Genomic DNA, 21,451 nt, shown 5'->3' with positions numbered 1-21,451 from the left:
TTGCCGCTGTTTGCCATTTGGGAAAAATGTCCGCATGGATGACACAAAAGACAAAATCCGGGCGTTTCTGAAGGATATGGAAATGAGCAGAGAGGTTTTTGCCGATCTTTGCGGCGTCAGGAAGAGCCAAGTTGATAAATGGCTTTCCTACCTTCCAATTCCGGAAGCACGGCAACGTGTCATTGAGCGCATCATGAAGGAAGAATACAGCCGGCGCCAAAAAAGCCTGCATGACCCTGATATGGACATTATTGAGGTGCCATTTCCCCGCAATCAATTTGACCGGGCTAGAATGACGGCGAACATCCATGGCATGACGATTGAAAAATGGGCCTCAAGAACGCTTATTGCACTCTCTAACGTGCCGCACCACAACCTATAAAGCCACAAGCTTTTTTACCATTTCAAGCTTCACAGGAAAATCAGACTGGCGCGTTGTCCATCGGTGAATTGTCAGAGGCTTCACCCCAAAATGAGCGGCAATCTTCGCCCGGGCCTCCATTACAGGGATTCCCTGCCCCGTCAGTTCCTTCATGCGTTGCCCGATGATGAAAACCGGGTCCAGCAGGCGTCCATTGTACTCAATAAGCTGTTTTAAAACTGGGATGGAATCATGCAACGGTGAAACCTTCCATTCTCCACCGATCCTATTCAAAAGAACGGCCAACCGATTCGGATTGAGCTCGCACCCTACAAAGCGGCGCCCGAATTTATGGGCGTAGTACCCGACCAGCCCGCGGCCCATCACAAAATCGCCAATGCAGGAATACTCTTCATTCTCACAAATCCACGCGATGATGTCTTCTTCGTCCAGCCCGTCAAGCTTGGGCTTCTTGGCCTTCCTGCTGGCCCGGATGACGTAGCACACATTTTCCTTTTTGTGGTAATAGGAGGAATTGTAGCAAGTAACGTACTTATAAAGCTTTTTTGCCTCTATCATGAACTCGGCAAGATATTCCTTCCCGATTTCAATATAGGCGGTTTCCGGGTTGATTTCCGATAACCGTTCAAAGACTTTCTTGTAGAACCGGACAAAATCATCCTTGTAATCAGTCCGCCCGGCCTTCGTCACAAACGCGTTTGCATTCCCCAAGTTCCACGGAGGGTCGATGAAAACCAAGTCCGCTTCCTTCATGAAAGCGGGCAGCCCGTCAAAGATGTCATTGATGGCAACTTTGTTTCCTTCCTGCTCCCACACTTCGCCGGGGGCAATGGGGTATTTCTTGATGCTCCCGTCGTATTCCCATTTGTTTTCATTGCTCATTGCGCGTCCTCCCCGTCTTTGATGCCCCATGAATGAGAGTAGTTGACCCCTTCAAACAGGGCCAGAATGCCGGTCATCTGCTTGTACCGCAGTACCGTGTCCAAATCCAGCCCGAGGGAGTTTGCAATTTCCTCTTCCTTCTTCCCCTGTTCCAGCAGTGCTTTCACAATGTCTGCATCCTTGTCAACGGCGTGGACACCCCGCGCTTTGTTGAATTGCACCGTGGCCGTCATGCGCTGGCTCAAATCGTGCTTCAGAACGACAATAGGAACTTTCTTGATATTAAGCCATTCAGGCTGGCAAATTGTGAAACGGTGGAACCCGTCAACGATAATATATTTTTCGTCTTCTTCGCTCCAAATCGTCACAATAGGGAAGCAAAATCCATTATCCAAAATGGACTGCTTCAGCAAGAGCATTTTGTCCCTGGGAACGGTGTTCGGGTTGTAATCATTGGCTTGGAGCTCTTCCCGGTCTACCATCCGCACGTCTAGGCATGGAATGTCGATTTTCATACGATGTAATTCCTTATTCTGCAAGCCAGGGCATCTAGTGTATCAGCGATTTCTAAACAATGCCTCGCAAAAGTAATTCTTGAGTTCATTTCATATAAATCAAATTGAGATAGAACAATAACTTCGCCAATAACCCGTTCCACTTCTTCGTGAAGTCGGCTTTCATCAATATTTCCAACATCCCTACTTTTTGGAGACAGATCAACGGACTCTGAAAGGAAATATATCAAATTCGGGTTCTGTGCCTGACGAAGCCCGTCGCGGATGGACGATGCTAAATCGGTTATTTCCGCGGCAGACAATGGCATTCTATTCAGTGTGGACGCCATATCATCAATAATTACATAGAAAGGGTGCTTGGCGGGATTTTCATTCATGAGACACACGTATCATTTTTTGATAAATATTCAACGCAATTTATCATTTTCATAAAATATCTTTCCAGTAGTTGAGCTTTTCAACCAGCGGGTCTTCCGTGTTCTTCACGGGGAGGTTGTTTTCATAGTCATTCAAAATGAGCTGCCGGCATTGCTGCCGGGCAACAAATTCGTTGTCCAGGTGTTTTGCAAACCGCTTCCGGAATATCTCGCGGCGCTCCGGGACCGGGTACGTTTGAAGCAGGATGTCCCTGTACTCGCGCCACGTCTTGATGTTCTTCGGCAGCTGCTGGCATCTGAACATCTTTTTATCCTTAGCCGTCTCCTGGGCAAAGGAAATGCCCTTGGTCCGCTTCAAAAGCCGGTCATAGGTCTTCGGCTCGAATTCCGGCAAGTCCTGAATGGCCTTGAAGCTTTTTTCATGCACCAGGGAAGAAACGCGCATAGCGTGAGGCGGGGTTCCCTTCAGGAAGGCAAAATCATAGTATTTATGATACTTGAGCCCATGTTCCGCGATGTACTTCCAAATGTCGGAAAAGGCCCAATCGTAAATTGGGTAAAAGGCAAAATTGCCGAACTGCTTTTTCGTGGACCAGAACACGCCCTCAAAGCCAGGATGCTTGATCATGGTTCTGTACCGGTTCAGGCTTTCGTCTGCGCGGAGCCCCACCAGGAACGCAGCATTCCTGAATCCCATCTCAAAATTGGTAATGACATCGTAAAAGCCGAACCCCTTGTTCTTGTCGGCAATAACGGTTTCATGTGTCCATGTCCGGTTGAGGATGTTCTTTGAACTGCGCTTGTGCATCCAGTTGGGCCGCTCCTTCGGGTCCCAGCAATGGAACTGTCCGTTTGAAATGTCAACCGAGTTGGTCAGGTTGAATTCAATCTGCAACCAGTACCGCATGGTGTGCTCGGGGTCCATGTCCATCAGGTATTCTACCTGCCGGATGGTAGCGTCATAGACGACTTCTTCATCAAGGTAGAACAAGCCGACCTTGCGCCTGCGGCGCCGGGCTTCCTCAAGGGCAAGGTGGCACAGGACGGTTGAATCTTTCCCCCCTGAAATGGATACGATGATGTCTTCAAAGTGGTCAAAGATGAACGCCATCCTTTCCCGGGCGGCATCCACTACGTTAACCTCGACGTTGTATTTTTTCGCAGACATTGTTTACTGCTCTTCTGTAATCATTGAGGCGGCCCATATAGTATGCGTCAACCCCCGTATTGGTGACGGTCACGTTCATGACCGGCTTGATGGTTCCCTTGGTGTCGTATTCCCCGCCAACCTTTTTGGCAGCCAAGGCTTCCGTCCATTTCAGAAGGCGCCGCGGCACAATGTTCGGGTCTTTCTTCACTTCCCCAACAATCCGGTCCTTTTCGGCAGCGTAAGCGGCCAGCTCTTCTTCATCCAACTCCACGGGAGTTTCATGGACTTCAAACCGGATGTCCCCCAGGTGAATTTCACCCTGCGAAAAATCGCATTCAGCGTAGGGCTCTTTCAAAAAGGGGTTGTTCAGCGTCATATCCCAAAGGATCATGAATTCCTCTTCCTTCTCCCTGACCGGGAAATGTTCAAAAATGATGCGGTGGTCCGCCTGCTGCATGTACCGCCTGATGCAGTTATAATGCAGGTCGTAACGGCTTTTTGTCCGCATGGCATTGTTCCACACGACGAGGCAATTTGACGTAATGTCTTTCAACCAAGGATAATAAAATTTGTACAGGATAGTTTGAGCATACGTGATGTGATCCACGCGGGCGCCCGAGTCCAGGTCAATCTTGTCGCCAATGATGAACACTCTCTCTATCTGGTTGTTTTTAAGATAATCCTCAACGATTTCCTTCGGATTTTGCTCACCGAGAAAGATAGCCTTCATAGTTTTTTTATAGTCTCGTTTCCGTGGGTTTTGAAGTAAGAAATCAGGTTCGTTTTCTTCCTGATACATTCATCCATCAAATATTCCAGGCCGACATTACCACTCAAATCGAAGTAGGAACAGTCTTCTTGCTGTCCGGTTCTGTAAATACGGGCTTCAGATTGTTCGCGGAATGCGTAGTCAAACGTTTTGTCAAAATAGACAATGCGGTTGTACGCTTGCAGGTTCAAGCCAAAAGACCCCTTCCCGTAGGTCAAAACCAGCGTTCCCGGGAACCGTTTTTCAATCTCTCGTTTGCTCTTCAGGAATTTGCAGTAGACGATCGTTCGAGGTGTCAGCAGCTTTTCCATGAGTTCAAATTTACCTTCCGAGCAGCAATAGAGATGGTGCATGCGCTGGATGATTCCAAAAAAATGGGTGTCCCTGAACACGTCAAGCGTCAGCAAGCGCTCCTTGAGGTGTTCATAGGCCGCCATTTCTTCGTCCGTGAGGGAATAGCAGCGGTCTCCATACTGCTTTTCAAGGGGGAGGTTCAGGCTGCACTGATACACATACGGGCGGATGATGGAAAGCAGATAGTCTATATTCGCGTACCCCACAATCACGCGTTTGACAACACGCTTGAACCTCTTGATTGCATGGTAGTAGCAAAACGTATCAAGGAACTCGGAATATCTCATGTCCAGAATTTTCGGAGACAGGAATTCCATTTGAGCGTAAATGTCAGTGAGTCCCTTTGTCAACGGGGTTCCGTTCAAAATAAGCTTGTATTCCGACAGTCTGGAAAGGGTCAACAAGCGGCGGGTCCGGACAGCGTACAGGTTTTTGATTTTGATGCTCTCGTCGCACACAATGAACGGGTGCGTGGCCGCTTGCAGCTTCCGCATGACTTCCATGTAAATTCGCTCACTCTGGCCGATAGACTCAATGCCGACAATATCCGGTTCATACCGCAAGCCGCACCGGGCTATTTCCTGCCTCAAGTTGTCCTTGGTCTGGCAGGGGCAAAGCCACAGCAGATAATCCACCCCGTCCACGGAGTTGACCAGGACAGAAGCCGTCTGCGTCTTGCCGGTTCCGCACTCCATGAAAAGGGCTCCCACCTTCAGTTCATGGAGCTTGCGGACAGCCTCCGCCTGATCATCGTTTAAGTTCCTCGGCTGCATCAATGTCAACAGGGGTTTTAGGTTCCGGCGTATGGTGGATTTCCTCTTTTCCGTCGTCATAGACGAGAGAAGCCTTTTCCGTTTTTGGGGCGTCATGGTCAACTTCGTTCCCGAAGCATTCAATGACGTCCGCCCTATGAATCGTGACCGGTTCGACGAGCTCGTACCATTTCCCTTGCTTATTCTTCTTCTCAAGCCTTTTCAGCTTCATGGCCGTCTTCTCGAAATTCCGGTACAGTTCAAGGTAAAGTTCCCCATCATGGCTGCCTTCAAAAACGCAGTAGTTGCCGACCACAAACGAGTATTCGGCCAGACGGGATTCCGCAGGGAATTTGATGCGGATATTTCCAGAGATACCCCCGATGTTCCGAGCGCATTCGGCAGGAATGGCAACGCGCTTCCACTTGTTGCGTTCTTCCTGAGCTTTCCTTTCGGTCTCCTGGCGGGTCCGTTCCTGGCGAGCGGCTTCCGCTTCTTTTTTCTCCTGCTCCTTGCGTTCAAGTTCCTGCTTGCGGTTCAACAGGATTTTGTTGAGCAGGGAAATGTCTCCCATTTCAGGCTTCCGTTCGGAAACGTGCGTCGTCACGCCTTCCTTGACGCGGGCAACCAGGGAATCATATTCCGCCTTCAGTTCCTCCGGGGTTGAATAGCTGGGAGTGTAGGACCAACATTTCTGACGCGCGCCGTAGCGGCTTGTATTCAAGAAAGCGCATGATATTTCACCGAACCTGAACCCCAGCTTCTTCAGCTCTTCCTTGTGGGCGTAGGTGTCGCCGTAGGCAATGATTTCAATGATTTCGGTATCATGGTCACAGGTCAGGTGCAGGACAACGCCCAGCGCCTTGTTTTCTTCATCCCGCTTTTTCCGGGCACATTCCGGACACAGGCATTGGGTTTCATAATACCTGATCTTTCTGTCCCGTTCAGATTGTTTGCCGATCAAGTCTTTGACGCCTTCGTGGCCGCATGAGTAGGTGATTTCGTACTTCATGCCGACAATTTATCAATATATGATAAATTGTCAATAGGTATTTATCTTTTTTTGATAAATCAGAAGACAAGCTTCTTTGCGGCCTCCTTACTGTGTTCGTCCCGGAGGTGCCCATACACCTTCATAGCCAGCGCTCCGCCGTCACGATGGCCGAGCCATTTTGCAACCGTAGGAATGTCAATCCCTGCTTCAATGCAGGACGTTGCGAAGAAATGGCGCAAGTCGTGAATACGGACGTGAGGCAGCCCAAGCCTGATACAAGCGTTTGTGAGGGCTTTCCGGGGGTTTTCTATGGCAAATACCGGGTCATCGGGGCTATTCCCCCGTCTTTCCCTTCGGAGGCTTTCTATCACCTCGGCCAGGGATGCGTTAATGTACAGGGTCCGGCGTGAGGTGGCATGCTTGATGTCAGGCACGGAAATAGATTCCTTTCCAATATCTCCCCACACCAGGCGCCGGGCTTCTTCAATACGCAGCCCTGAATAAGCCAGGAAGGAGATCATGTCCGCCGCTTCGGAATATAGGCCCTTTTTTTGCCACTTCCTTAATATAGGAGCTTTTTTCACTTCCTCAATAATTCTCCGGAAATCTTCTTTTCCAGGAACATGAAGTTTTCCGCTCCGCAACGTCATTCGTTCAAGCTTGGCTGCTGGGTTGTTCTTGAGGCAGCCAGCATCCTGGAGCATGGAAAATACATTTTTCACAATGGCGAGCGTTCCGTTTGCTGTGCGTGCAGATACGGACAGAGCATCCTTCTTCCACCAAACCCGACATATTTGTTCCGTGATGGCTTCCGCCGCCATGTCGCGGACGACAAGCTTTTTGGCACGACCGGCAAAGAACTTGATGGATTCCACCGCGGCCGGCTTGAGGTTGGGCCTCATCTCCTGCCGCTGGACGTACATATCAACCGCCAAATACCAAGACACGGATTCCACAGGTAATTCATCCCTCCCCTGCTCCGCCAGAAACCCGGCAAGCCTGGAAAGGGCTTCCGTCAAAACGCGCGTCTTGAGGGACTTTTTCACCGTTTTTCTTCCTCTGTCGATGCGGGCATAGAAAATTTCTGACTCCTTTGACTTGTACAGGTTCGGATAATCCGTCGCAACGAGGGTGTTTTTCATGCCTTCAAGCATGCCCTGCGGCCCCTAAACCGCAAGAATAATATCTATTTACGGACAACCATACGGACAACCAGCGAGAAATACACCTAAAAACAAAAACCCGTAAATCATTGGATTTACAGGCTTTAAAATGGTCGGGAAGACAGGATTCGAACCTGCGACATCCTGCTCCCAAAGCAGGCGCTCCACCAGGCTGAGCTACTTCCCGTATAAAAAAGGGATTAAAAAATTGGGAGAAAAAAATGGTGGCTCGGGACGGGATCGAACCGCCGACACGGGGATTTTCAATCCCCTGCTCTACCGACTGAGCTACCGAGCCACTTGCTTGCACGCAGAACGTGTTTGCGGGGCAGAATCTAGCACCGCATCTCCGGTATTGCAACCACAAAATATCATTTTTCCAATTTTCCTGCGTTTTGCCGTGTCCGGCCCAAGGAAGTTCTTCCCTGTCAATCAGGAGGAGGCCTGAGCCAGAATACCGCTCAGCAACAGCGGAAAGATCAGCGCCACCCAGGAGAGGGTGTACAGCAGGAGAGGGGGCATGTTCTTCTTCAACCTGTCCAGCACGAACATGAATACCCCCGCCATGGCCAGCCCGTAATAGATCCACGCGTCACCGGTATATTCCCGGGCGGCGGCGGCCAGGCAGAAGACGACGTAGATCACAATCACCCCCATCCAGACCAGGGAAACCATGTCCCGGGCGGCGGAGTCCTGCCCGTCTTCCTCCTCTTCTTCATTCCACCGTTTGCGGCTGAACATGCTGAGGATGACCAGAGCGACGAGATACCAGGTGGGCGTGGACAGCTGGCCGCCCCAGCCTCCGCCCATCGTTCCATAGAAGTAGGCAGGGATTCCCGCTCCCGTAGAAAAGGAGACGGCGGCAAAGAATGATGCCATGACGAATCCGGAGGACAGGCTCCCCTTTTTGTGCGGATTGGAGGAAAAGTAGAGGAAGAGCAGGCTGCAAATACCCGGAAGCAGGGCAAACTGGAAGATGACCACGCCCAGTTGGAAGAACATGATCCACAGCCCCGTCACGGCCGCCACCACAATGAGCAGGGAGATGACGAAGCAGTGCTTTTTGGCAAACAGCAGGCATTCATCCGAGTATACCGCAGGGCCTCCCCGGAATATTTTAAGCACCCGGTCCAGCATGTTGACGCACCAGACGGCCACAAAGAGGAATTGGTACAGCCAGGGGGTGGAGACTACCACCAGATGGGACTGGCTGACGGCAAAAGCCCATGCAATGGCTGCAGAAGGAATCTCCAGTCCCATCAGGGAAAACCACGCCCACCAGGGGGGTCTCTTCAGCACCTGCTCCATTTTCCGTTACATCATCCCCATAACCGTTCCTCCCGCAAGCTCCCGAACCGTCATTCACAAACTTCCGCATTTTTATGCGGGGATGCTTGACATGCAATAAAACACTCCTATACTGGTGCTCCCCTTGCGTCGGAAACGCAATACATCACCATGAAGAAAGATATTCATCCCCAGTACAATCCGGTCGTTTTTGTCGACATCACCACCGGACGCCGCTTCATCACCCATTCCACCGTTCGCTCCCCCAAGACGGAAGTTATTGACGGGGTTGAACATTTCGTGGTTTCCTGCGGCATCACCTCCGACTCCCACCCGTTCTTCACCGGCAAGAACCAGTTCGTGGACACGGAAGGCCGCATCGACAAGTTCCAGAAGCGTTTCGGCGCTGTCCGCCGCAGCGGCGGCAAGCCCAAGCTCAACAAGTAAGGCTTGTCCCCAACAGTTTTCCAACCCCGTTTCCTTTCCGGAAAGCGGGGTTTTTTATTTGCAGGCTTCTCTTTGCCCCTTTTTCCTGCTTCACTGGCGGCAGCATGACGTTGACACCAGACCATTTTGACAAGCAGTCTGCGGAGCTTCTCCGCTCCGGCCGTCCCGTCCTTGCCGGAATCAGCGGCGGACGGGATTCCATGGCGCTGCTTTCCCTGCTTTCCCAAATGCCGGGATGCCACCTCATTGCCTGCCACGTGAATCACGGGCTGCGCCCGGAGGCGGAGGAGGAGGCACAGTTCGTATGCCGGTACGCCGCCTGCCTGGGGGTTCCCTGTGTCCAGGAACGGGCGGACGTCCGCGGCATGGCCCGTTCGCGTGGAATTTCCATTGAAGAAGCGGCGCGGGATGCCCGGCAGGCCTTGTTCCTGAAATGGGCTGCCGGCTATCCGGGGGCTTTCGTGGCCCTGGCCCACCACCGGAACGACCAGCAGGAGACAGCCCTTCTCCACCTGTGCCGCGGGGCTTCCGGCATTCACGGCATGTCACCCGTTTCCACCTGGGCCAACGGATTGACTGTCGTACGCCCCCTGCTGGATTTTTCCCGGAAGGATATTACCGCCTACCTGGAGCATCGCCATATTCCATGGCGGGAGGATTCCAGCAACCAGTCTGCAGAGTATACCAGGAACGCCCTGCGCCATGAGGTCATTCCCAGGCTGGACACGCTGTTCCAGCGAGACACCAGCCTTTCCTTTTCACGCGCCTGCCGCATTGAGAACCAAATCCGCACGGCGCTTTCCCAGGCGCTGGATTCCATGAATCTGGCAGACCCCCAGGGGCGCCTGTTCCTGCCCAAGGTCAACCAGCTTCCCGCGGAGCTGAGGCAATGCGCCGTGCATGATTACCTGCGCCGGCAGCATATTCCGGACCTGACGGAGGACGCCGTGCTCCGGGTGATGAGCATTCTGGATACGGACGGTCCTTCCCGGACTTCCCTGCCCGGCGGCAAGCTGGCCGTACGCAAGGAGAAGCGCCTGATGGTCACGGATGCGCCGTGCCCAATCAATAAAGGGGAGCAACCCCCTGCGGGTACAGCAGGTGGAATTTAATGGCTTCATTCCCCACCACCAGAGCGGTGCCGAACATCCTGTCTTCATCCGTCAGCCGCGGGAGCTGGGCAATCGGGAAGAGCAGCCCTCCCAGAATGAGGCCATAGTTGTATACGGAGGGCATCATGCAGAGCAGCTTTTTGGAGATGTCCGCGGCGTCCAGGGTCGGGAAGACCCACACGTCACTGGGCTGAAGCATGGAGTTGCGGTGAACGCGCACGCTGTAGGAGTCCGGGGACAGGGCGGCGTCAATCTGGATTTCCCCTTCCACGGAGATTTCATTGTTCAGGCAGTCCTTCTGCACCATGCTCCGGGCCAGCGCGGTAGCGGCCCTGGTGCGGTCCGCAGCCAGTTCCGGCACGGACCCGGCGGTGGAGGCGCTCAACATGGCGACGCGAACGCTTTTGCCGAGCATGTGCCGGGCCATTTTGGCCGTTTCCACGGCAAAGTAGGCCATGTTTTCCACGGTGGGATCAGGGGTCACCCCGGTATCCGCCAGGAAGTAGATGCCGCGGCCTCCGAATTTTTTGGCAAATTCGGGAACGAGAACGATCGAGATGGCAAAGAGGGGCTTGGTAGGAACGGGTTCCTGCCGGTATTTGTTCACGGCGCGGAAGACGGAAGCCACCCTTTTCATGTTCCCGGCCACAATGGCGTCCGCCTGGCCGTAAAGCACCATCATGGCGGCAAAGTGGACCGGCTCGGAGACGATTTCACGGGTGTTCATGGGCAATCCGTTGCCGAACATTTGTTCCGCCCGTTCATAGCGGTCGCAGAACATTTGAAGGTCCGAGCTTTTTTCCGGCTCAATGATGCGGACGAATTTCAGGGAAATTCCGTTCATTTCCGCCATCCTCCTGATGACTTCCTTCCTGCCCAGCAGGATGGGCACGCCTGCCTGTTCCGCCACGAAGCGTTCGGACACGCGCAGCACGCGAACATCCTCCCCTTCCGGGAAAACGATGCGCTTGGGATGACGCTTCAGGTTGTCCAGGAGCGGTCCTGTAAAATCATTCAGCGGGGAAAAGCCTTGCCAATCACTCATATGTCACGTGTCCTATTTAACGCGACTCTAAAAAATCCTGTCCATAAAATCAACCCATAATGTCAAAGACGGCAAATAATCGGCAAATACGTCCTCCGGGTTGAACCGCCCGCGCCGCCGTGCTAACATGGGCATTCCTCCATGTACTGCGATTACCATACCCATACCCCCCTGTGCCTGCACGCCTCCGGCACTCCGCAGGAATATGTGCAGGCAGCCGTCCGCGCCGGCCTCCGGGAATACGGCATTTCAGATCACGCCCCAATGCCCGGGGAGCCTTTTGACGACTGGCGCATGAAGCAGGCGGACATGCCGGCCTATCTGGACTGGCTCACGGAGGCCCGGGAATGCGCCGCACCGCACGGCCTGACGGTCCGCGCCGCGCTGGAATGCGACTGGTTTCCCGGCATTGGGCCATGGATAGAGCACTTGCAGAGCCTGCACGCATGGGATTACCTGATCGGGTCCGTCCATTATCTGGGGGAGAAGGAGGAGTTTGACAATCCCTACAAGATGGATTTCTGGAACCGGACGGATGTAGAGGACGCATGGAGGCAGTATTGGGAACGCTTCCGGGAGATGGCGGCTTCAGGCCTGTTCCACATCATGGGCCATGCAGACCTGATCAAGAAGTTCGGCTTCCGCCCTTCCGGAGATTTGCGTCCTTATTACGAACCGTCTCTGGAAGCCATGAAGGAGTCCGGCGCCTGCCTGGAGCTTAATACCGCCGGCTGGCGCAACAAGTGCGCCGAACAGTATCCGGACGCGCAGTTTTTAAAGATGGCGGCGGAGATGAATATTCCCCTCACCATCAGCTCAGACGCCCACAAGCCGGAGGACGTGGGCCGGGATTTTGAGCGCGCCGCGGACCTGGCCCGCCAGGCGGGCTTCACGCATCTGGCCTCCTTCCAGGAGGGCCGCATGGAGCTGTATCCCCTCCCCGGAATCTGACCTTCCCCTTTCCTCTGCGGGAAGGGAATGCTTCCCGGGGCCGCGGCGTCTGCCGCCTGGGCAACCCGTGCCTTGAGTTTCCTGTTCCGGCAGCCCGTTTGCTGCGGAGGCTGGCGCACGCTTTCCGGAAGAAGAGGAGGAACCCGCGGACGCACTTTCAACCACCGTACAAGCCAGGCTTCACAGGCAAAGGCATCGGACGCGGTGGAACGGGGCGGGGAGGGACGGGATGGGGCCTTGGCGGCAAGGGGGAAGGCCGGATAATGACGGGCGGCGGCGGATAGTTCCACGTCCTGATAATCGGAGGGACAATGATGCGCTCCGTTCTCGGCTGGCTGGCCACCTCCCTTACTTCCCCCTGCAACTGGGAGACCTGCTTGTTCAAGTCCGCAATTTTCTTCTGGGTTCCGTCCTTCAGAGCCAGGTATTTCTTTTCCAAATCCTGCCAGTACTGTTCGGCGGTCTCCCTTTTTTTACGGATGGCGTTCACCTGTTCCTGATAGGTTCCCATCCTCGCACGGAAGGTACGGGCATCCTCCGGCAGTCCCACGCGGTCCGCTTCCAGGGCATTCCATTGCAGGGCCATGACTTCCGCCTCCACCTGGGAGAGTTCCCCCAGCAGCAGAAACATGCGGGAGATATCCGCTCCTTCCAGATAACGGGGATGCCGCTCCGCTTCAGACAGGGATTCCCTGATTTTCCTGGCTTCTTCATCAGCCGCCTTTCTGGCCTCTTCCGCCTTTTTCCTGCGCGCCGCGTCCTCCAGGCGCCGCTGGTCCAGCCTGGCTTTCACGTCCTCCGGCGTCATCCTGTAATCCTTCTGCTGGGCATCCGTGAGCTCCTTGTAGGAGACCTTGGCCACCCCGTCCGTGTACTGGACGCTGACAAAGTCGTCTCCGGAAGACACCACGCTGGCGTCTTCCAGCACCCTGCCGGACCGCAGGGTCATATTTTCCGCCAGGGCCGCAGGCAGCAGGGCGCACAACATCAAAAAACAGGTTCCAGGCTTCATATGATTCTCCTCTTCTACGTTGGTAAGAGGCGTGGGGAAAGAAATTTATTCAAAAAAAATAGAACCAGAGGTTAATACTGGCGCCGCGGCCCGGTTTTCGCTAGCATCACGCGAGTCATTTACACGTGTTATGAGTCTCTATTCTTCATCCTGGTCCCCTTTACCCTCTCTTCCCGATCCGGAAGGTTTCGCCGGCATGTATGCCGGAACATGCGGAGAAACAATGATTTGTGCCGGCGGCACCAATTTCCCGGACAAACCCATGCTTGAAGGCGGCGCCAAAACGTGGACGGACCGCATTTTCACGCTGTCTCCGGGGGAGAATGGGTGGACGGAGGCAGGAACGCTCCCTGCGCCTTACGCGTACGGAGCCTCCGCCAGCACCAGGGAAGGCCTGCTGTGCATCGGCGGCTGCGGCAAGGAAGGCCACCGGAAGGACGTTTACCTGCTGAGCACTGCGGACGGAGCCGTCACTGTGACTCCCTTCCCTCCCCTTCCCATAGCCCTGGCTTACACGGCCGCCGCCGTTCTGGACGGCAAGGTTTATCTTACGGGAGGCTGTGAGCGCCCCGGGGAGCAGGACTGCACCAACCGGGTTTTCATGCTGGACGCACGCGGGCCGGAACAGGGCTGGCAGGAGCTGGACCCGCTGCCGGGCCGCGGACGCTTCCTGCACCAGATGGCCGCGGCGGACGGCGTCCTTTACGTGCTCGGCGGCATCGGCCTCCGGGAGGAGGACGGCAAACAGGCCCGGGAATTGCTGACGGAAGCCTGGAGCTTCACGCCGGAACGCGGATGGACGCGCCTGCCGGAGATGCCTTACGCCATCGCCGCGGCCCCCACCCCGGCCCCGGTTTCCCGGAACGGCGTGATTTATTTGCTGGGCGGGGACGACGGCTCCGGAAAGAAGTATACCCCGCAGACCAACCCCGGCTTCAACAACCAGTCCCTGTGCCTGGATACAGCCGCCATGGAATGGCACGACGCAGGGCCCATCGCGGCGCCCAGGGCGGTCCTTCCGTGCTGCGCGTGGCAGGGCCGTTTTGCAGCCGTGAACGGAGAACTTAAACCCGGCAGGCGCTCCCCTGAAGTGTGGAGCATCACCCTTTCCTGATTTTTCACCCACATCCCATCCCTATCTTCCAGCATATGCACATTTCACGTCACCTTACCCGGTTTTCCAGGGCATGCGGCTCCGCTTTCGCCGCCCTGCTGCTGATGGCGGCCCCCGCTGCCAACGCCTCTTTTTCCGTGGATGTACACCCGGCCGGAGCCATTCCCGACCTGCCGGACCCGGCGGGCCGCGCTGGAATGGCGGCTGGAACCGTTACGGAAAGTGACGGCACCCAGTCCATCATCGCCGCAGGCGGCGCCAATTTCCCCCAGGCCGCTCCGGGAGCCTCAACGCCGGAAGAACGCGGGCCTAAGGCGTACCACCAGGATATTTTCAAACTCCGCAACGGCCAATGGAGCAAGGTGGGGACGCTGCCCGTTCCGCTGGGTTACGCGGCTTTTGCAAGCGTAGGCAAGGGGCTGGCGGTAGCCGGAGGCCATAATGCGGAAGGCATCCTGAAAGACGCCCTGCTGATCAAGGCGGACGGCTCCGTGGAAAAGCTTCCTCCCCTTCCCGTCCCCGTTACGGAAGCCGCCTTCGCCGCTCACGGAAACAAGCTGTTCGTCATCGGCGGACGGGACAGCGACCAGCCGGAAGCCGCCCTCAATACCATCTACATGCTGGACACCACTCCGGATACGGCCAAAATGAAATGGGCGTCCCTCCCGCCCTTCCCGGTGCGGGCCGCATCCTCTCCACCGCCGCCGTCTGTGACAGCACCCTGTTCATCGCAGGCGGCTGCACCCTGTCCAGGGATGCCGCCGGAGAAACCGCCAGAACGTACCTTTCCGACATGATCGGCTACGACATGACGTCCAACGATCCCGCCGAATGGGGAGCCGCGGGCAAACAGCAGCCTGCTGGACCGGGAACGCCCGTAGCCGCCGCCGCAGGCCCCGCCCCGGTACGTGAAAATTCCATCATCCTCATCGGCGGGGACAAGCGCGGCAACGCGCCGGACCCGTCCAAGCCCGTGGTGCAGTCCCGCGACATCCTGGTTTATGACGTCATCGGAAACAAATGGACGCACCAGGGGGAGTGGCCCGTCGGCATCGCCACCGCGCCCGCCGTCGTGAAGGGTTCCGAGATCATGACCATCAGCGGGGAAACCGCCCCGGGCGTCCGGACCCCCGTGAACGCCTCCGCCTCCGCAGGGTACCATTTTGAAATGAGCACGGTTGATTACGCCGTTCTCATCCTGACCGTCATCGTCATGGCGATCATCATCGTTTCCGCCGTGCGCAACGGCGTTAAAAATGTTTCCGCCGTCACGGACCCGAACACCAGGCCGGGCCTGTGGGCCTGGGTGGCCGTCATCGTCCTGTGGTTCGTGGTCATGCTGAACTATTTTGACCGCCAGCTCCTTTCCGCGCTGCATGAACCCATCGTCCGGGACATTCCGCAGACGGAAGCCCAGTTCGGCATGGTCACCTCCGTCTTCCTGCTGATTTACGCCCTGCTCAGCCCGGTGGGCGGCTTCCTGGCGGACCGCTACAGCCGCCGCCTGATGATTCTCTGCTCCCTCGTCGTCTGGTCCGTGGTCACCTGGTGGACCGGCCATGCGGAGGATTACACGTCCCTGCTCATCGCGCGCGGCGCCATGGGCATCAGTGAGGCCTTTTACATCCCCGCCGCCCTGGCCCTGATTACGGACTACCACCGGGGCAGCACGCGCTCCATCGCCACGGGGCTGCACATGAGCGGCATTTACGTGGGCATGGCCGTGGCCGGCTTCGGGGCCACCATGGCTTCATGGACGGGCTGGCGCATGACGTTCGCCCTGTTCGGCCTGATCGGCGTGGCGTATGCCATCGTCCTCATCCTGTTCCTGAAAGACCCGGCCAAGGCCCCTGCGGATACGGCGCAGGCCAAAAAGCCGTCCGAACCCAAGGAAAAAACGGTCCTGATCAATGTGGACAATGACGAACGGGCCATCAAGGAACCCGCGTCCAATCTTTCCACCGGCGCCGTGCTTTCCAGCCTGCTGAGCGGCCGCCCCATGTGGATGCTGCTGGCCGTGGTCGCCTTTGCAGGCGCCGGGAACTGGTTCCTGCTCACCTGGTACCCCACCCTGCTTCAGGATAAATACCAGCTTTCCTCCGCGGAGGCAGGCCCCGCCGCCACCCTGTGGAGCTCCGTAGCCAAGTACGTGGCCGTGCTGGGCGGCGCCATTCTGGCGGACATGTGGTACCGGCGCAACGCCCGCGCCCGCGCCCTGGTGCCCGGCATCACCTTCACCATATCCGGCCCGCTGGTGGTCCTGGCGCTGCTGCCCGGCATCTTCGGCTGGGACATTGCGGTTCCCCTCGTGCTCATGCTGGGCCTCGTCGCCACGCAGGGGCTGGCGCAGGGATCGCTGGACGCCACCCTCATGCCTGTGCTACGCTCCCATATCGACGAGCGTTATTCCGCCACCGGCTATGGCCTCCTCAACCTCACGTCCGCGGGCGTGGGCGCCCTTATCTCCTTCTTCGGGGGATGGTTCAAGGACCAGGGCGTTCCGCTGACCACCACCCTGGCGGCGGCAGGATGCCTGATGCTGCTCTGCGGACTGCTGCTCCTGATGCTGCCGCGTCCCAAACATTAACAGCAACTTTCTTTCATATCCCCAACCCCAGCCTTATGAAGAATCCCGCATGCCTGTACCTGGTGACGGGAGCCCTGTGCTCCCTCTCCTTCCTTCCCCTCGCGCAGGGGCGCACCTGGACCAGCGTCCAGGGGAAAAGCCTGGAAGCCGAGTTCGTCAGGCTGGACGGCCAGAAAGCCGTGCTGAAACGCTCTGGCGGCCAAACCGTCTCCATCCCCCTCGCCCAGCTTTCCCGGGAAGACAGGGATTTCATCGCGGCCCGGGGAAAGGGAGGGGCTGCCTCCTCCAATCCCGCGGACAATTACCACCTGCCATGGCCCAGGACCGTCAAATGCCAGGACAATTTCAAGGTGGAAACCATCAAGGAGGAACAAGGGGAGTATATTTATGAAACGCCCCATTTCCGCTTCATCTGCGACGCCAAGCTGGGCGCCGGCATGATCAAGCGCCTGGGCCTTCTCTTCGAGGCCACCCACCTGGCGAACAAAACGCTTCCCATCGGCAACATCCCCCCTCACGACGATTCCGCCAAATTCCCCGCCTACCTGTACGAAAAGTTCAGCACGTACCTGGAAAACGGAGGCCGTGAAGGCACGGCAGGCATTTTCCTGGGGACGACGCGCAGCGGAGACCGCGGCAAAATCCTGGTCCCGTTTGATTCCCTGGGCGTCAAGACCATGGGGAGCACGTACATCATTGACCGCGACAAGGATTCCTCCACCCTCATCCATGAACTGACGCACCAGCTCATGTCCCCGGAGGCCAAGCAGGCAAGCTGGTTCTGTGAAGGCTCCGCGGAATACATGGGGATGACCCCGTATTCCGGAGGCCGCTTCAACTTCGGGGCCAACCGTTCCCACATTGTCTCCCGCGTGACGGAATACGGCAAGAAAAATACGGGGGGCCGCGCCCTGGGGGACGACTTTGAGGCGCCCAGCCTGGAGTCCTACATGAACATGCCCTATTCCCAGTTCACGGGAGAGAACGCCAACCTGAATTACGGCCTGGCCGCTCTGATGGCCTACTATTTCTACCACATGGACGGCAAGGGGGACGCCCAGCGCGTGAAGAACTACATGAAGGCCATCCAGTCCGGCAGCAGTGAAAAAGAAGCGCAAAAGCTCCTCCTTGATGGCCGGAGCTATGAGGAGCTGGCCAAGGAGATTGAACAGAAATGGCGCAAGGCCGGCGTTAAAATCCGCTTCCGCTCCTCCTCCTGACCCGCGCCGCGCATGCGGAAAGACGCTTCCGTCAATGGCCGGAGGACAGTCTGTGCCCTGAAAAACCGTTGACATGGCAGGGAAAGGCGGCACACTTTCCACCAGCAGGGGCTATCAGACACGCATGGCAGAAGACGCTTCCATAACCGCCCTGATGGACAGGGTGGCCCGCACCGCACCCTTTCACCGGGAACTCGCGAAACTGGGCACGGAGGAACAGGCGGTTTTCGACCATACCTCCCTGCCCGGGGTTCCGTTCGTGGCGGCCCTGTGCATCAGGACCATTCCGGACACCGCCCGGGCCTGGGTGATCGCGCCCCATCTGCGCGCGCAGGAATCCCTTGCCGCGCAACTGGAAACATGGGGAGTGCGCAACATCCTCTTCGTCCCGGAAAAAGAGGTGGCCCTGGGGGAGGAAGTGGGAGACCCGGAGCTTGCCGCGGAACGGCTGAACGTCCTTCACCGCATCGCTTCCGGCCATGTGGGCAGGCAAACCGTCGTTCTGACGGAAGGCAGCCTGAATGACGAGGTTCCCTCCCCCGACGGCATGCAGAACCAGGGAATGACCCTGAAAACGGGAGAAACGCACGCCCCTGACGATTTGATACGGCTGTTTGAGGAGGCGGGGTTCGAGGGCGTTCCTCAGGTCATTTCCCGCGGGCAGTGGTCCCGCCGCGGCGGCATTCTGGACGTTTTCCCGCTCCAGTCCTCCCATCCCGTACGCCTGGAGTTTTTTGACGACGAGATTGAATCCATCCGGGAATTTGACGTGGACTCCCAGATTTCCTTCCGGAAGACGGAGCACGTCAACCTCGTCCTGACGGAAGCGGCAGGCGTGGAAACCCTGCGGGCCTGGATCAAGCCGGGCGACCTGGTCATTACGGCCCCCTTCTGCAAGGAACGGGGGAACGTGTGCATCCTCACCGCACCGCCGAAGAACGCGGAGGGGGAGGAGGACTTCTCCCTGGCCATCCATGACAATCCCCTGGGCAGCTTTGACGCCGGGGACTTCGTGATGCAGGAGATGCGGCGGGAGCTGGCGGAACGCCAGATCCGAGAATGGCTGGACCGGAAATGGAACGTCAGCATGTTTTTTCCCAACGAAGGGGAGGAAGAGCGCTTCCGGGACATCTGCGCCGGAACGCCCGCGCTGCTGTCCATCACCGCCCTGCGCGGGGACCTGCCCGGCGGCTTCAGCATTCCGGGGGCAAAAACGGCCGTTCTCTCCTCCTCGGAGCTGTTCGGCAGGTACCAGTCCGCCACGGCGCGCCGCCGCGCCAGCCGGGAGGACAAGGCGCGCAAGGCCCGCGCGCAGGCCTCCCTGAAGGACATCAACCCCGGAGACCTGGTGGTGCATACCAGCTACGGCATCGGCAAATTCATCAACATTTCCACCTCTCCGGACTCCGGAGACGAGGAAATGAACATCCTTTACCGGGACAATACGATCCTGCACGTCCCCCTCAGCCAGGCGCACCTGGTTTCACGGTACATAGGGCTGGGCAGCAAGACGCCGGAACTCAACAAGCTGGGGGATTCCAAATGGCAGCGCGCCAAAAAGTCCGCGGAACGCTCCGTGGCGGACTACGCCGCCCAGCTCCTCAACGTGCAGGCGGAACGCCAGACCGGAAAGGGCTACAGCCACCCTCCGGACAGCAAATGGATGTGGGAGTTTGAAAGCTCCTTCCCCTTCCGGGAGACCCAGGACCAGCTCCGCGCCATCGCCCAGACGAAGGCGGACATGGAAGCCACCCGCCCCATGGACCGCCTGATCTGCGGGGACGTGGGCTTCGGCAAGACGGAGGTGGCCATCCGCGCCGCCTTCAAATGCGTGACGGGAGGCCGCCAGGTGGCCGTGCTGGTGCCCACCACCGTGCTTGCGGAACAGCACTTCCGCACCTTCAAGGAGCGCATGAGCGAATACCCCGTGCGGATTGAAATGCTCAGCCGCTTCAGCAGCGCGGCGGACGTCCGCTCCACGCTGGAAGGGCTTAAGTCCGGGGCCGTGGACATCGTCATCGGCACGCATCGCCTCATCTCCGAGGACGTGTCCATTAAAAACCTGGGCCTCGTGGTGATTGACGAGGAACAGCGCTTCGGCGTCAGGCACAAGGAGAAATTCAAGGAACGCTTCAAGGGCATCGACGTGCTCACGCTGTCCGCCACGCCCATTCCCCGCACCCTGTACATTGCGCTGATGGGAGCGAGGGACATGAGCTCCATTGAAACGCCGCCCGTCAACCGGCAGCCCGTGCAGACGAGCGTATGCCCCTATGACGAACGCATCATGAAGAAGGCCATGGAGCGCGAACTGGAACGCGGCGGCCAGATTTTCCTGCTGCACAACCGCGTCAAAACCATCGAACTGTTCCGGGACCGCATCCAGGCCCTGGTGCCCAAGGCCCGCATCGTCATCGGCCACGGACAGATGCCCAAGGACGAGCTGGAGAAGGTCATGCGCACCTTCGTGCAGGGGAAGGCAGACATCCTGCTGGCAACCACCATCATCGAATCCGGCATCGACATCCCGAACGCCAACACCATCATCATTGACCGCGCGGACCGCTTCGGCCTGGCGGACCTCTACCAGCTCCGCGGCCGCGTGGGCCGCGCGGGGCACCGGGCCTACGCCTACCTCATGCTCCCCAGGTCCGCCGCCACCACGGGAGACGCCCGCAAGCGCGTCTCCGCCATCAAGCAGTACACGGAGCTGGGTTCCGGCTTCAAGATAGCCATGAGGGACCTGGAAATACGCGGCGCGGGCAACCTGCTGGGCACCCAGCAGAGCGGCCATATTGCCGCCATCGGCTTTGACCTGTACTGCCAGCTTCTCCAGCAGTCCATCGCCCACATGCAGGGCAGGTACACGGCCCCCCGGCCGGACGCAGCCCTGAGAACGGATTTCATCGTGAACAGCGAGACGCAGTTCGCCGCCAAATCCCGCAAGGATTATCTGGGCGCCTTCCTGCCCCGGGATTACATCAGCGACGCAGCCCTGCGCATTTCGGCGTACAAGGACCTGGCGGCAGTCCGCACCCTGAAGGAGGCGGACGCCCTGCTCCGCGCGTGGGAAGACCGCTTCGGCCCTGCACCGGAAACGGTGCATCACCTGCTGGATTCCCACAAAATCAAGATACTGGCCTCCAAAGCAAACATCTCCATGGTGGAAATCAGCGGACAGCGCCTGATGCTCACCAGGAACGGGGATTTTATCCTGCTGTCCAACAAATTTCCGCGGCTGGCAGGCGTCTCTCCCGCAGACAAGCTACGGGAAGCGCTGGAAATGCTGAAGAACATCTAAACCGCGCCACAGCCTTCCCGGCCGGGCCATCCAGCGG

20 protein-coding genes and 2 tRNA genes are annotated in these 21,451 nt (G+C 57.3%); 9 read left to right on the top strand and 13 right to left on the bottom strand.

The features are described 5' to 3' along the window. Window positions 1–34: 34 nt before the first annotated feature. Window positions 35–382 (top strand): helix-turn-helix domain-containing protein, encoded by a 348-nt coding sequence (locus M8N44_RS00760; protein WP_022397833.1) that lies wholly within the window; start codon window positions 35–37, stop codon window positions 380–382. Here the strand turns inward: M8N44_RS00760 and M8N44_RS00755 are convergent. The 11 genes from M8N44_RS00755 to M8N44_RS00705 form a co-directional block, all read right to left on the bottom strand. Further along, on the bottom strand, window positions 377–1,135 hold the full coding sequence (locus tag M8N44_RS00755; protein WP_249852979.1) for a hypothetical protein: 759 nt from the start codon (window positions 1,133–1,135) through the stop codon (window positions 377–379). The genes M8N44_RS00760 and M8N44_RS00755 overlap by 6 nt on opposite strands. Before the next feature lie 125 nt (window positions 1,136–1,260). Beyond that, the gene (locus M8N44_RS00750; protein ID WP_022397831.1) at window positions 1,261–1,779 is read right to left on the bottom strand and encodes an IbrB-like domain-containing protein; all 519 of its coding nucleotides are present in this window, start codon (window positions 1,777–1,779) and stop codon (window positions 1,261–1,263) included. After that, on the bottom strand, window positions 1,776–2,156 hold the full coding sequence (locus M8N44_RS00745; protein ID WP_215709426.1) for a hypothetical protein: 381 nt from the start codon (window positions 2,154–2,156) through the stop codon (window positions 1,776–1,778). The genes M8N44_RS00750 and M8N44_RS00745 overlap by 4 nt, the downstream gene beginning before the upstream one ends. Before the next feature lie 49 nt (window positions 2,157–2,205). Then, the gene (locus M8N44_RS00740; protein WP_022397829.1) at window positions 2,206–3,324 is read right to left on the bottom strand and encodes a phosphoadenosine phosphosulfate reductase domain-containing protein; all 1,119 of its coding nucleotides are present in this window, start codon (window positions 3,322–3,324) and stop codon (window positions 2,206–2,208) included. Next, window positions 3,293–4,105 (bottom strand): hypothetical protein, encoded by an 813-nt coding sequence (locus tag M8N44_RS00735; RefSeq protein ID WP_249852978.1) that lies wholly within the window; start codon window positions 4,103–4,105, stop codon window positions 3,293–3,295. Before M8N44_RS00735 ends, M8N44_RS00740 begins: the two co-directional genes overlap by 32 nt. Continuing rightward, window positions 4,033–5,202: a DEAD/DEAH box helicase gene (locus M8N44_RS00730; protein ID WP_022397827.1), complete on the bottom strand. Its 1,170-nt coding sequence runs from the start codon at window positions 5,200–5,202 to the stop codon at window positions 4,033–4,035. Before M8N44_RS00730 ends, M8N44_RS00735 begins: the two co-directional genes overlap by 73 nt. Beyond that, the gene (locus tag M8N44_RS00725) at window positions 5,177–6,193 is read right to left on the bottom strand and encodes a hypothetical protein (RefSeq protein ID WP_022397826.1); all 1,017 of its coding nucleotides are present in this window, start codon (window positions 6,191–6,193) and stop codon (window positions 5,177–5,179) included. The genes M8N44_RS00730 and M8N44_RS00725 overlap by 26 nt, the downstream gene beginning before the upstream one ends. A 59-nt stretch (window positions 6,194–6,252) precedes the next feature. Further along, complete coding sequence (locus M8N44_RS00720) at window positions 6,253–7,077, bottom strand: tyrosine-type recombinase/integrase (protein ID WP_215833323.1); 825 nt, start codon at window positions 7,075–7,077, stop codon at window positions 6,253–6,255. A gap of 371 nt (window positions 7,078–7,448) precedes the next feature. Continuing rightward, window positions 7,449–7,525, bottom strand: a tRNA-Pro gene (locus tag M8N44_RS00715). Window positions 7,526–7,560: 35 nt separating this feature from the next. Beyond that, a tRNA-Phe gene (locus M8N44_RS00710) sits at window positions 7,561–7,636 on the bottom strand. A gap of 134 nt (window positions 7,637–7,770) precedes the next feature. Next, window positions 7,771–8,637 (bottom strand): hypothetical protein, encoded by an 867-nt coding sequence (locus tag M8N44_RS00705; RefSeq protein WP_146021181.1) that lies wholly within the window; start codon window positions 8,635–8,637, stop codon window positions 7,771–7,773. Window positions 8,638–8,796: 159 nt separating this feature from the next. Here M8N44_RS00705 and M8N44_RS00700 point away from each other — a divergent pair, with 159 nt between their 5' ends. Continuing rightward, window positions 8,797–9,072 carry a type B 50S ribosomal protein L31 gene (locus M8N44_RS00700; protein ID WP_022396217.1) on the top strand — a complete coding sequence of 92 codons (276 nt, stop codon included), beginning with the start codon at window positions 8,797–8,799 and terminating at the stop codon, window positions 9,070–9,072. Window positions 9,073–9,176: 104 nt separating this feature from the next. Continuing rightward, window positions 9,177–10,184 (top strand): tRNA lysidine(34) synthetase TilS, encoded by a 1,008-nt coding sequence (tilS, locus tag M8N44_RS00695; RefSeq protein WP_102728930.1) that lies wholly within the window; start codon window positions 9,177–9,179, stop codon window positions 10,182–10,184. On the opposite strand, the gene M8N44_RS00690 is transcribed toward tilS, so the two are convergent. Then, window positions 10,138–11,229, bottom strand: a complete 1,092-nt coding sequence (locus tag M8N44_RS00690; protein ID WP_022396219.1) for a phosphate acyltransferase — start codon at window positions 11,227–11,229, stop codon at window positions 10,138–10,140. The two genes, tilS and M8N44_RS00690, sit on opposite strands and share 47 nt — an antisense overlap. Window positions 11,230–11,370: 141 nt before the next feature. Between M8N44_RS00690 and M8N44_RS00685 the strand changes: the two genes are divergently transcribed. Further along, entirely contained in the window at window positions 11,371–12,180 is an 810-nt protein-coding gene (locus M8N44_RS00685; RefSeq protein WP_102728931.1) for a histidinol-phosphatase, read from the top strand. Window positions 12,181–12,337: 157 nt separating this feature from the next. On the opposite strand, the gene M8N44_RS00680 is transcribed toward M8N44_RS00685, so the two are convergent. Then, the gene (locus M8N44_RS00680) at window positions 12,338–13,192 is read right to left on the bottom strand and encodes an AAA family ATPase (protein WP_146021182.1); all 855 of its coding nucleotides are present in this window, start codon (window positions 13,190–13,192) and stop codon (window positions 12,338–12,340) included. A 130-nt stretch (window positions 13,193–13,322) separates the two neighbouring features. Here M8N44_RS00680 and M8N44_RS00675 point away from each other — a divergent pair, with 130 nt between their 5' ends. The 5 genes from M8N44_RS00675 (at window position 13,323) to mfd (ending at window position 21,414) form a co-directional block, all read left to right on the top strand. Then, complete coding sequence (locus M8N44_RS00675; RefSeq protein ID WP_146017765.1) at window positions 13,323–14,306, top strand: hypothetical protein; 984 nt, start codon at window positions 13,323–13,325, stop codon at window positions 14,304–14,306. Between the two features lie 35 nt (window positions 14,307–14,341). Further along, on the top strand, window positions 14,342–15,103 hold the full coding sequence (locus M8N44_RS00670) for a hypothetical protein (RefSeq protein WP_249852977.1): 762 nt from the start codon (window positions 14,342–14,344) through the stop codon (window positions 15,101–15,103). Then, on the top strand, window positions 15,100–16,893 hold the full coding sequence (locus M8N44_RS00665) for an MFS transporter (protein ID WP_343207012.1): 1,794 nt from the start codon (window positions 15,100–15,102) through the stop codon (window positions 16,891–16,893). Before M8N44_RS00670 ends, M8N44_RS00665 begins: the two co-directional genes overlap by 4 nt. A 35-nt stretch (window positions 16,894–16,928) precedes the next feature. Further along, window positions 16,929–18,113, top strand: coding sequence for an SHD1 domain-containing protein (locus tag M8N44_RS00660; protein ID WP_022396224.1), 1,185 nt, complete (start codon window positions 16,929–16,931; stop codon window positions 18,111–18,113). A gap of 124 nt (window positions 18,114–18,237) precedes the next feature. Further along, window positions 18,238–21,414: a transcription-repair coupling factor gene (mfd, locus tag M8N44_RS00655; protein WP_180975250.1), complete on the top strand. Its 3,177-nt coding sequence runs from the start codon at window positions 18,238–18,240 to the stop codon at window positions 21,412–21,414. The last annotated feature ends 37 nt before the right edge of the window (window positions 21,415–21,451 follow it).

It is taken from the genome of Akkermansia massiliensis, assembly GCF_023516715.1.
Classification (GTDB): Bacteria; Verrucomicrobiota; Verrucomicrobiia; order Verrucomicrobiales; family Akkermansiaceae; genus Akkermansia; species Akkermansia massiliensis.
The sequence above is the reverse complement of the archived record's forward strand: the minus strand, read 5'-3'. Positions and strand labels throughout refer to the sequence as shown.

Excerpts from the sequence above, each read along its gene's own strand:
- M8N44_RS00760 (WP_022397833.1), top strand. The coding sequence starts at position 35 with ATGGATGACACAAAAGACAAAATCCGGGCGTTTCTGAAGGATATGGAA.
- M8N44_RS00755 (WP_249852979.1), bottom strand. The coding sequence starts at position 1,135 with ATGAAGGAAGCGGACTTGGTTTTCATCGACCCTCCGTGGAACTTGGGG.
- M8N44_RS00750 (WP_022397831.1), bottom strand. The coding sequence starts at position 1,779 with ATGAAAATCGACATTCCATGCCTAGACGTGCGGATGGTAGACCGGGAA.
- M8N44_RS00745 (WP_215709426.1), bottom strand. The coding sequence starts at position 2,156 with ATGAATGAAAATCCCGCCAAGCACCCTTTCTATGTAATTATTGATGAT.
- M8N44_RS00740 (WP_022397829.1), bottom strand. The coding sequence starts at position 3,324 with ATGTCTGCGAAAAAATACAACGTCGAGGTTAACGTAGTGGATGCCGCC.
- M8N44_RS00735 (WP_249852978.1), bottom strand. The coding sequence starts at position 4,105 with ATGTATCAGGAAGAAAACGAACCTGATTTCTTACTTCAAAACCCACGG.
- M8N44_RS00730 (WP_022397827.1), bottom strand. The coding sequence starts at position 5,202 with ATGCAGCCGAGGAACTTAAACGATGATCAGGCGGAGGCTGTCCGCAAG.
- M8N44_RS00725 (WP_022397826.1), bottom strand. The coding sequence starts at position 6,193 with ATGAAGTACGAAATCACCTACTCATGCGGCCACGAAGGCGTCAAAGAC.
- M8N44_RS00720 (WP_215833323.1), bottom strand. The coding sequence starts at position 7,077 with ATGAGGCCCAACCTCAAGCCGGCCGCGGTGGAATCCATCAAGTTCTTT.
- M8N44_RS00700 (WP_022396217.1), top strand. The coding sequence starts at position 8,797 with ATGAAGAAAGATATTCATCCCCAGTACAATCCGGTCGTTTTTGTCGAC.
- tilS (WP_102728930.1), top strand. The coding sequence starts at position 9,177 with ATGACGTTGACACCAGACCATTTTGACAAGCAGTCTGCGGAGCTTCTC.
- M8N44_RS00690 (WP_022396219.1), bottom strand. The coding sequence starts at position 11,229 with ATGAGTGATTGGCAAGGCTTTTCCCCGCTGAATGATTTTACAGGACCG.
- M8N44_RS00685 (WP_102728931.1), top strand. The coding sequence starts at position 11,371 with ATGTACTGCGATTACCATACCCATACCCCCCTGTGCCTGCACGCCTCC.
- M8N44_RS00680 (WP_146021182.1), bottom strand. The coding sequence starts at position 13,192 with ATGAAGCCTGGAACCTGTTTTTTGATGTTGTGCGCCCTGCTGCCTGCG.
- M8N44_RS00675 (WP_146017765.1), top strand. The coding sequence starts at position 13,323 with ATGAGTCTCTATTCTTCATCCTGGTCCCCTTTACCCTCTCTTCCCGAT.
- M8N44_RS00670 (WP_249852977.1), top strand. The coding sequence starts at position 14,342 with ATGCACATTTCACGTCACCTTACCCGGTTTTCCAGGGCATGCGGCTCC.
- M8N44_RS00665 (WP_343207012.1), top strand. The coding sequence starts at position 15,100 with ATGATCGGCTACGACATGACGTCCAACGATCCCGCCGAATGGGGAGCC.
- M8N44_RS00660 (WP_022396224.1), top strand. The coding sequence starts at position 16,929 with ATGAAGAATCCCGCATGCCTGTACCTGGTGACGGGAGCCCTGTGCTCC.
- mfd (WP_180975250.1), top strand. The coding sequence starts at position 18,238 with ATGGCAGAAGACGCTTCCATAACCGCCCTGATGGACAGGGTGGCCCGC.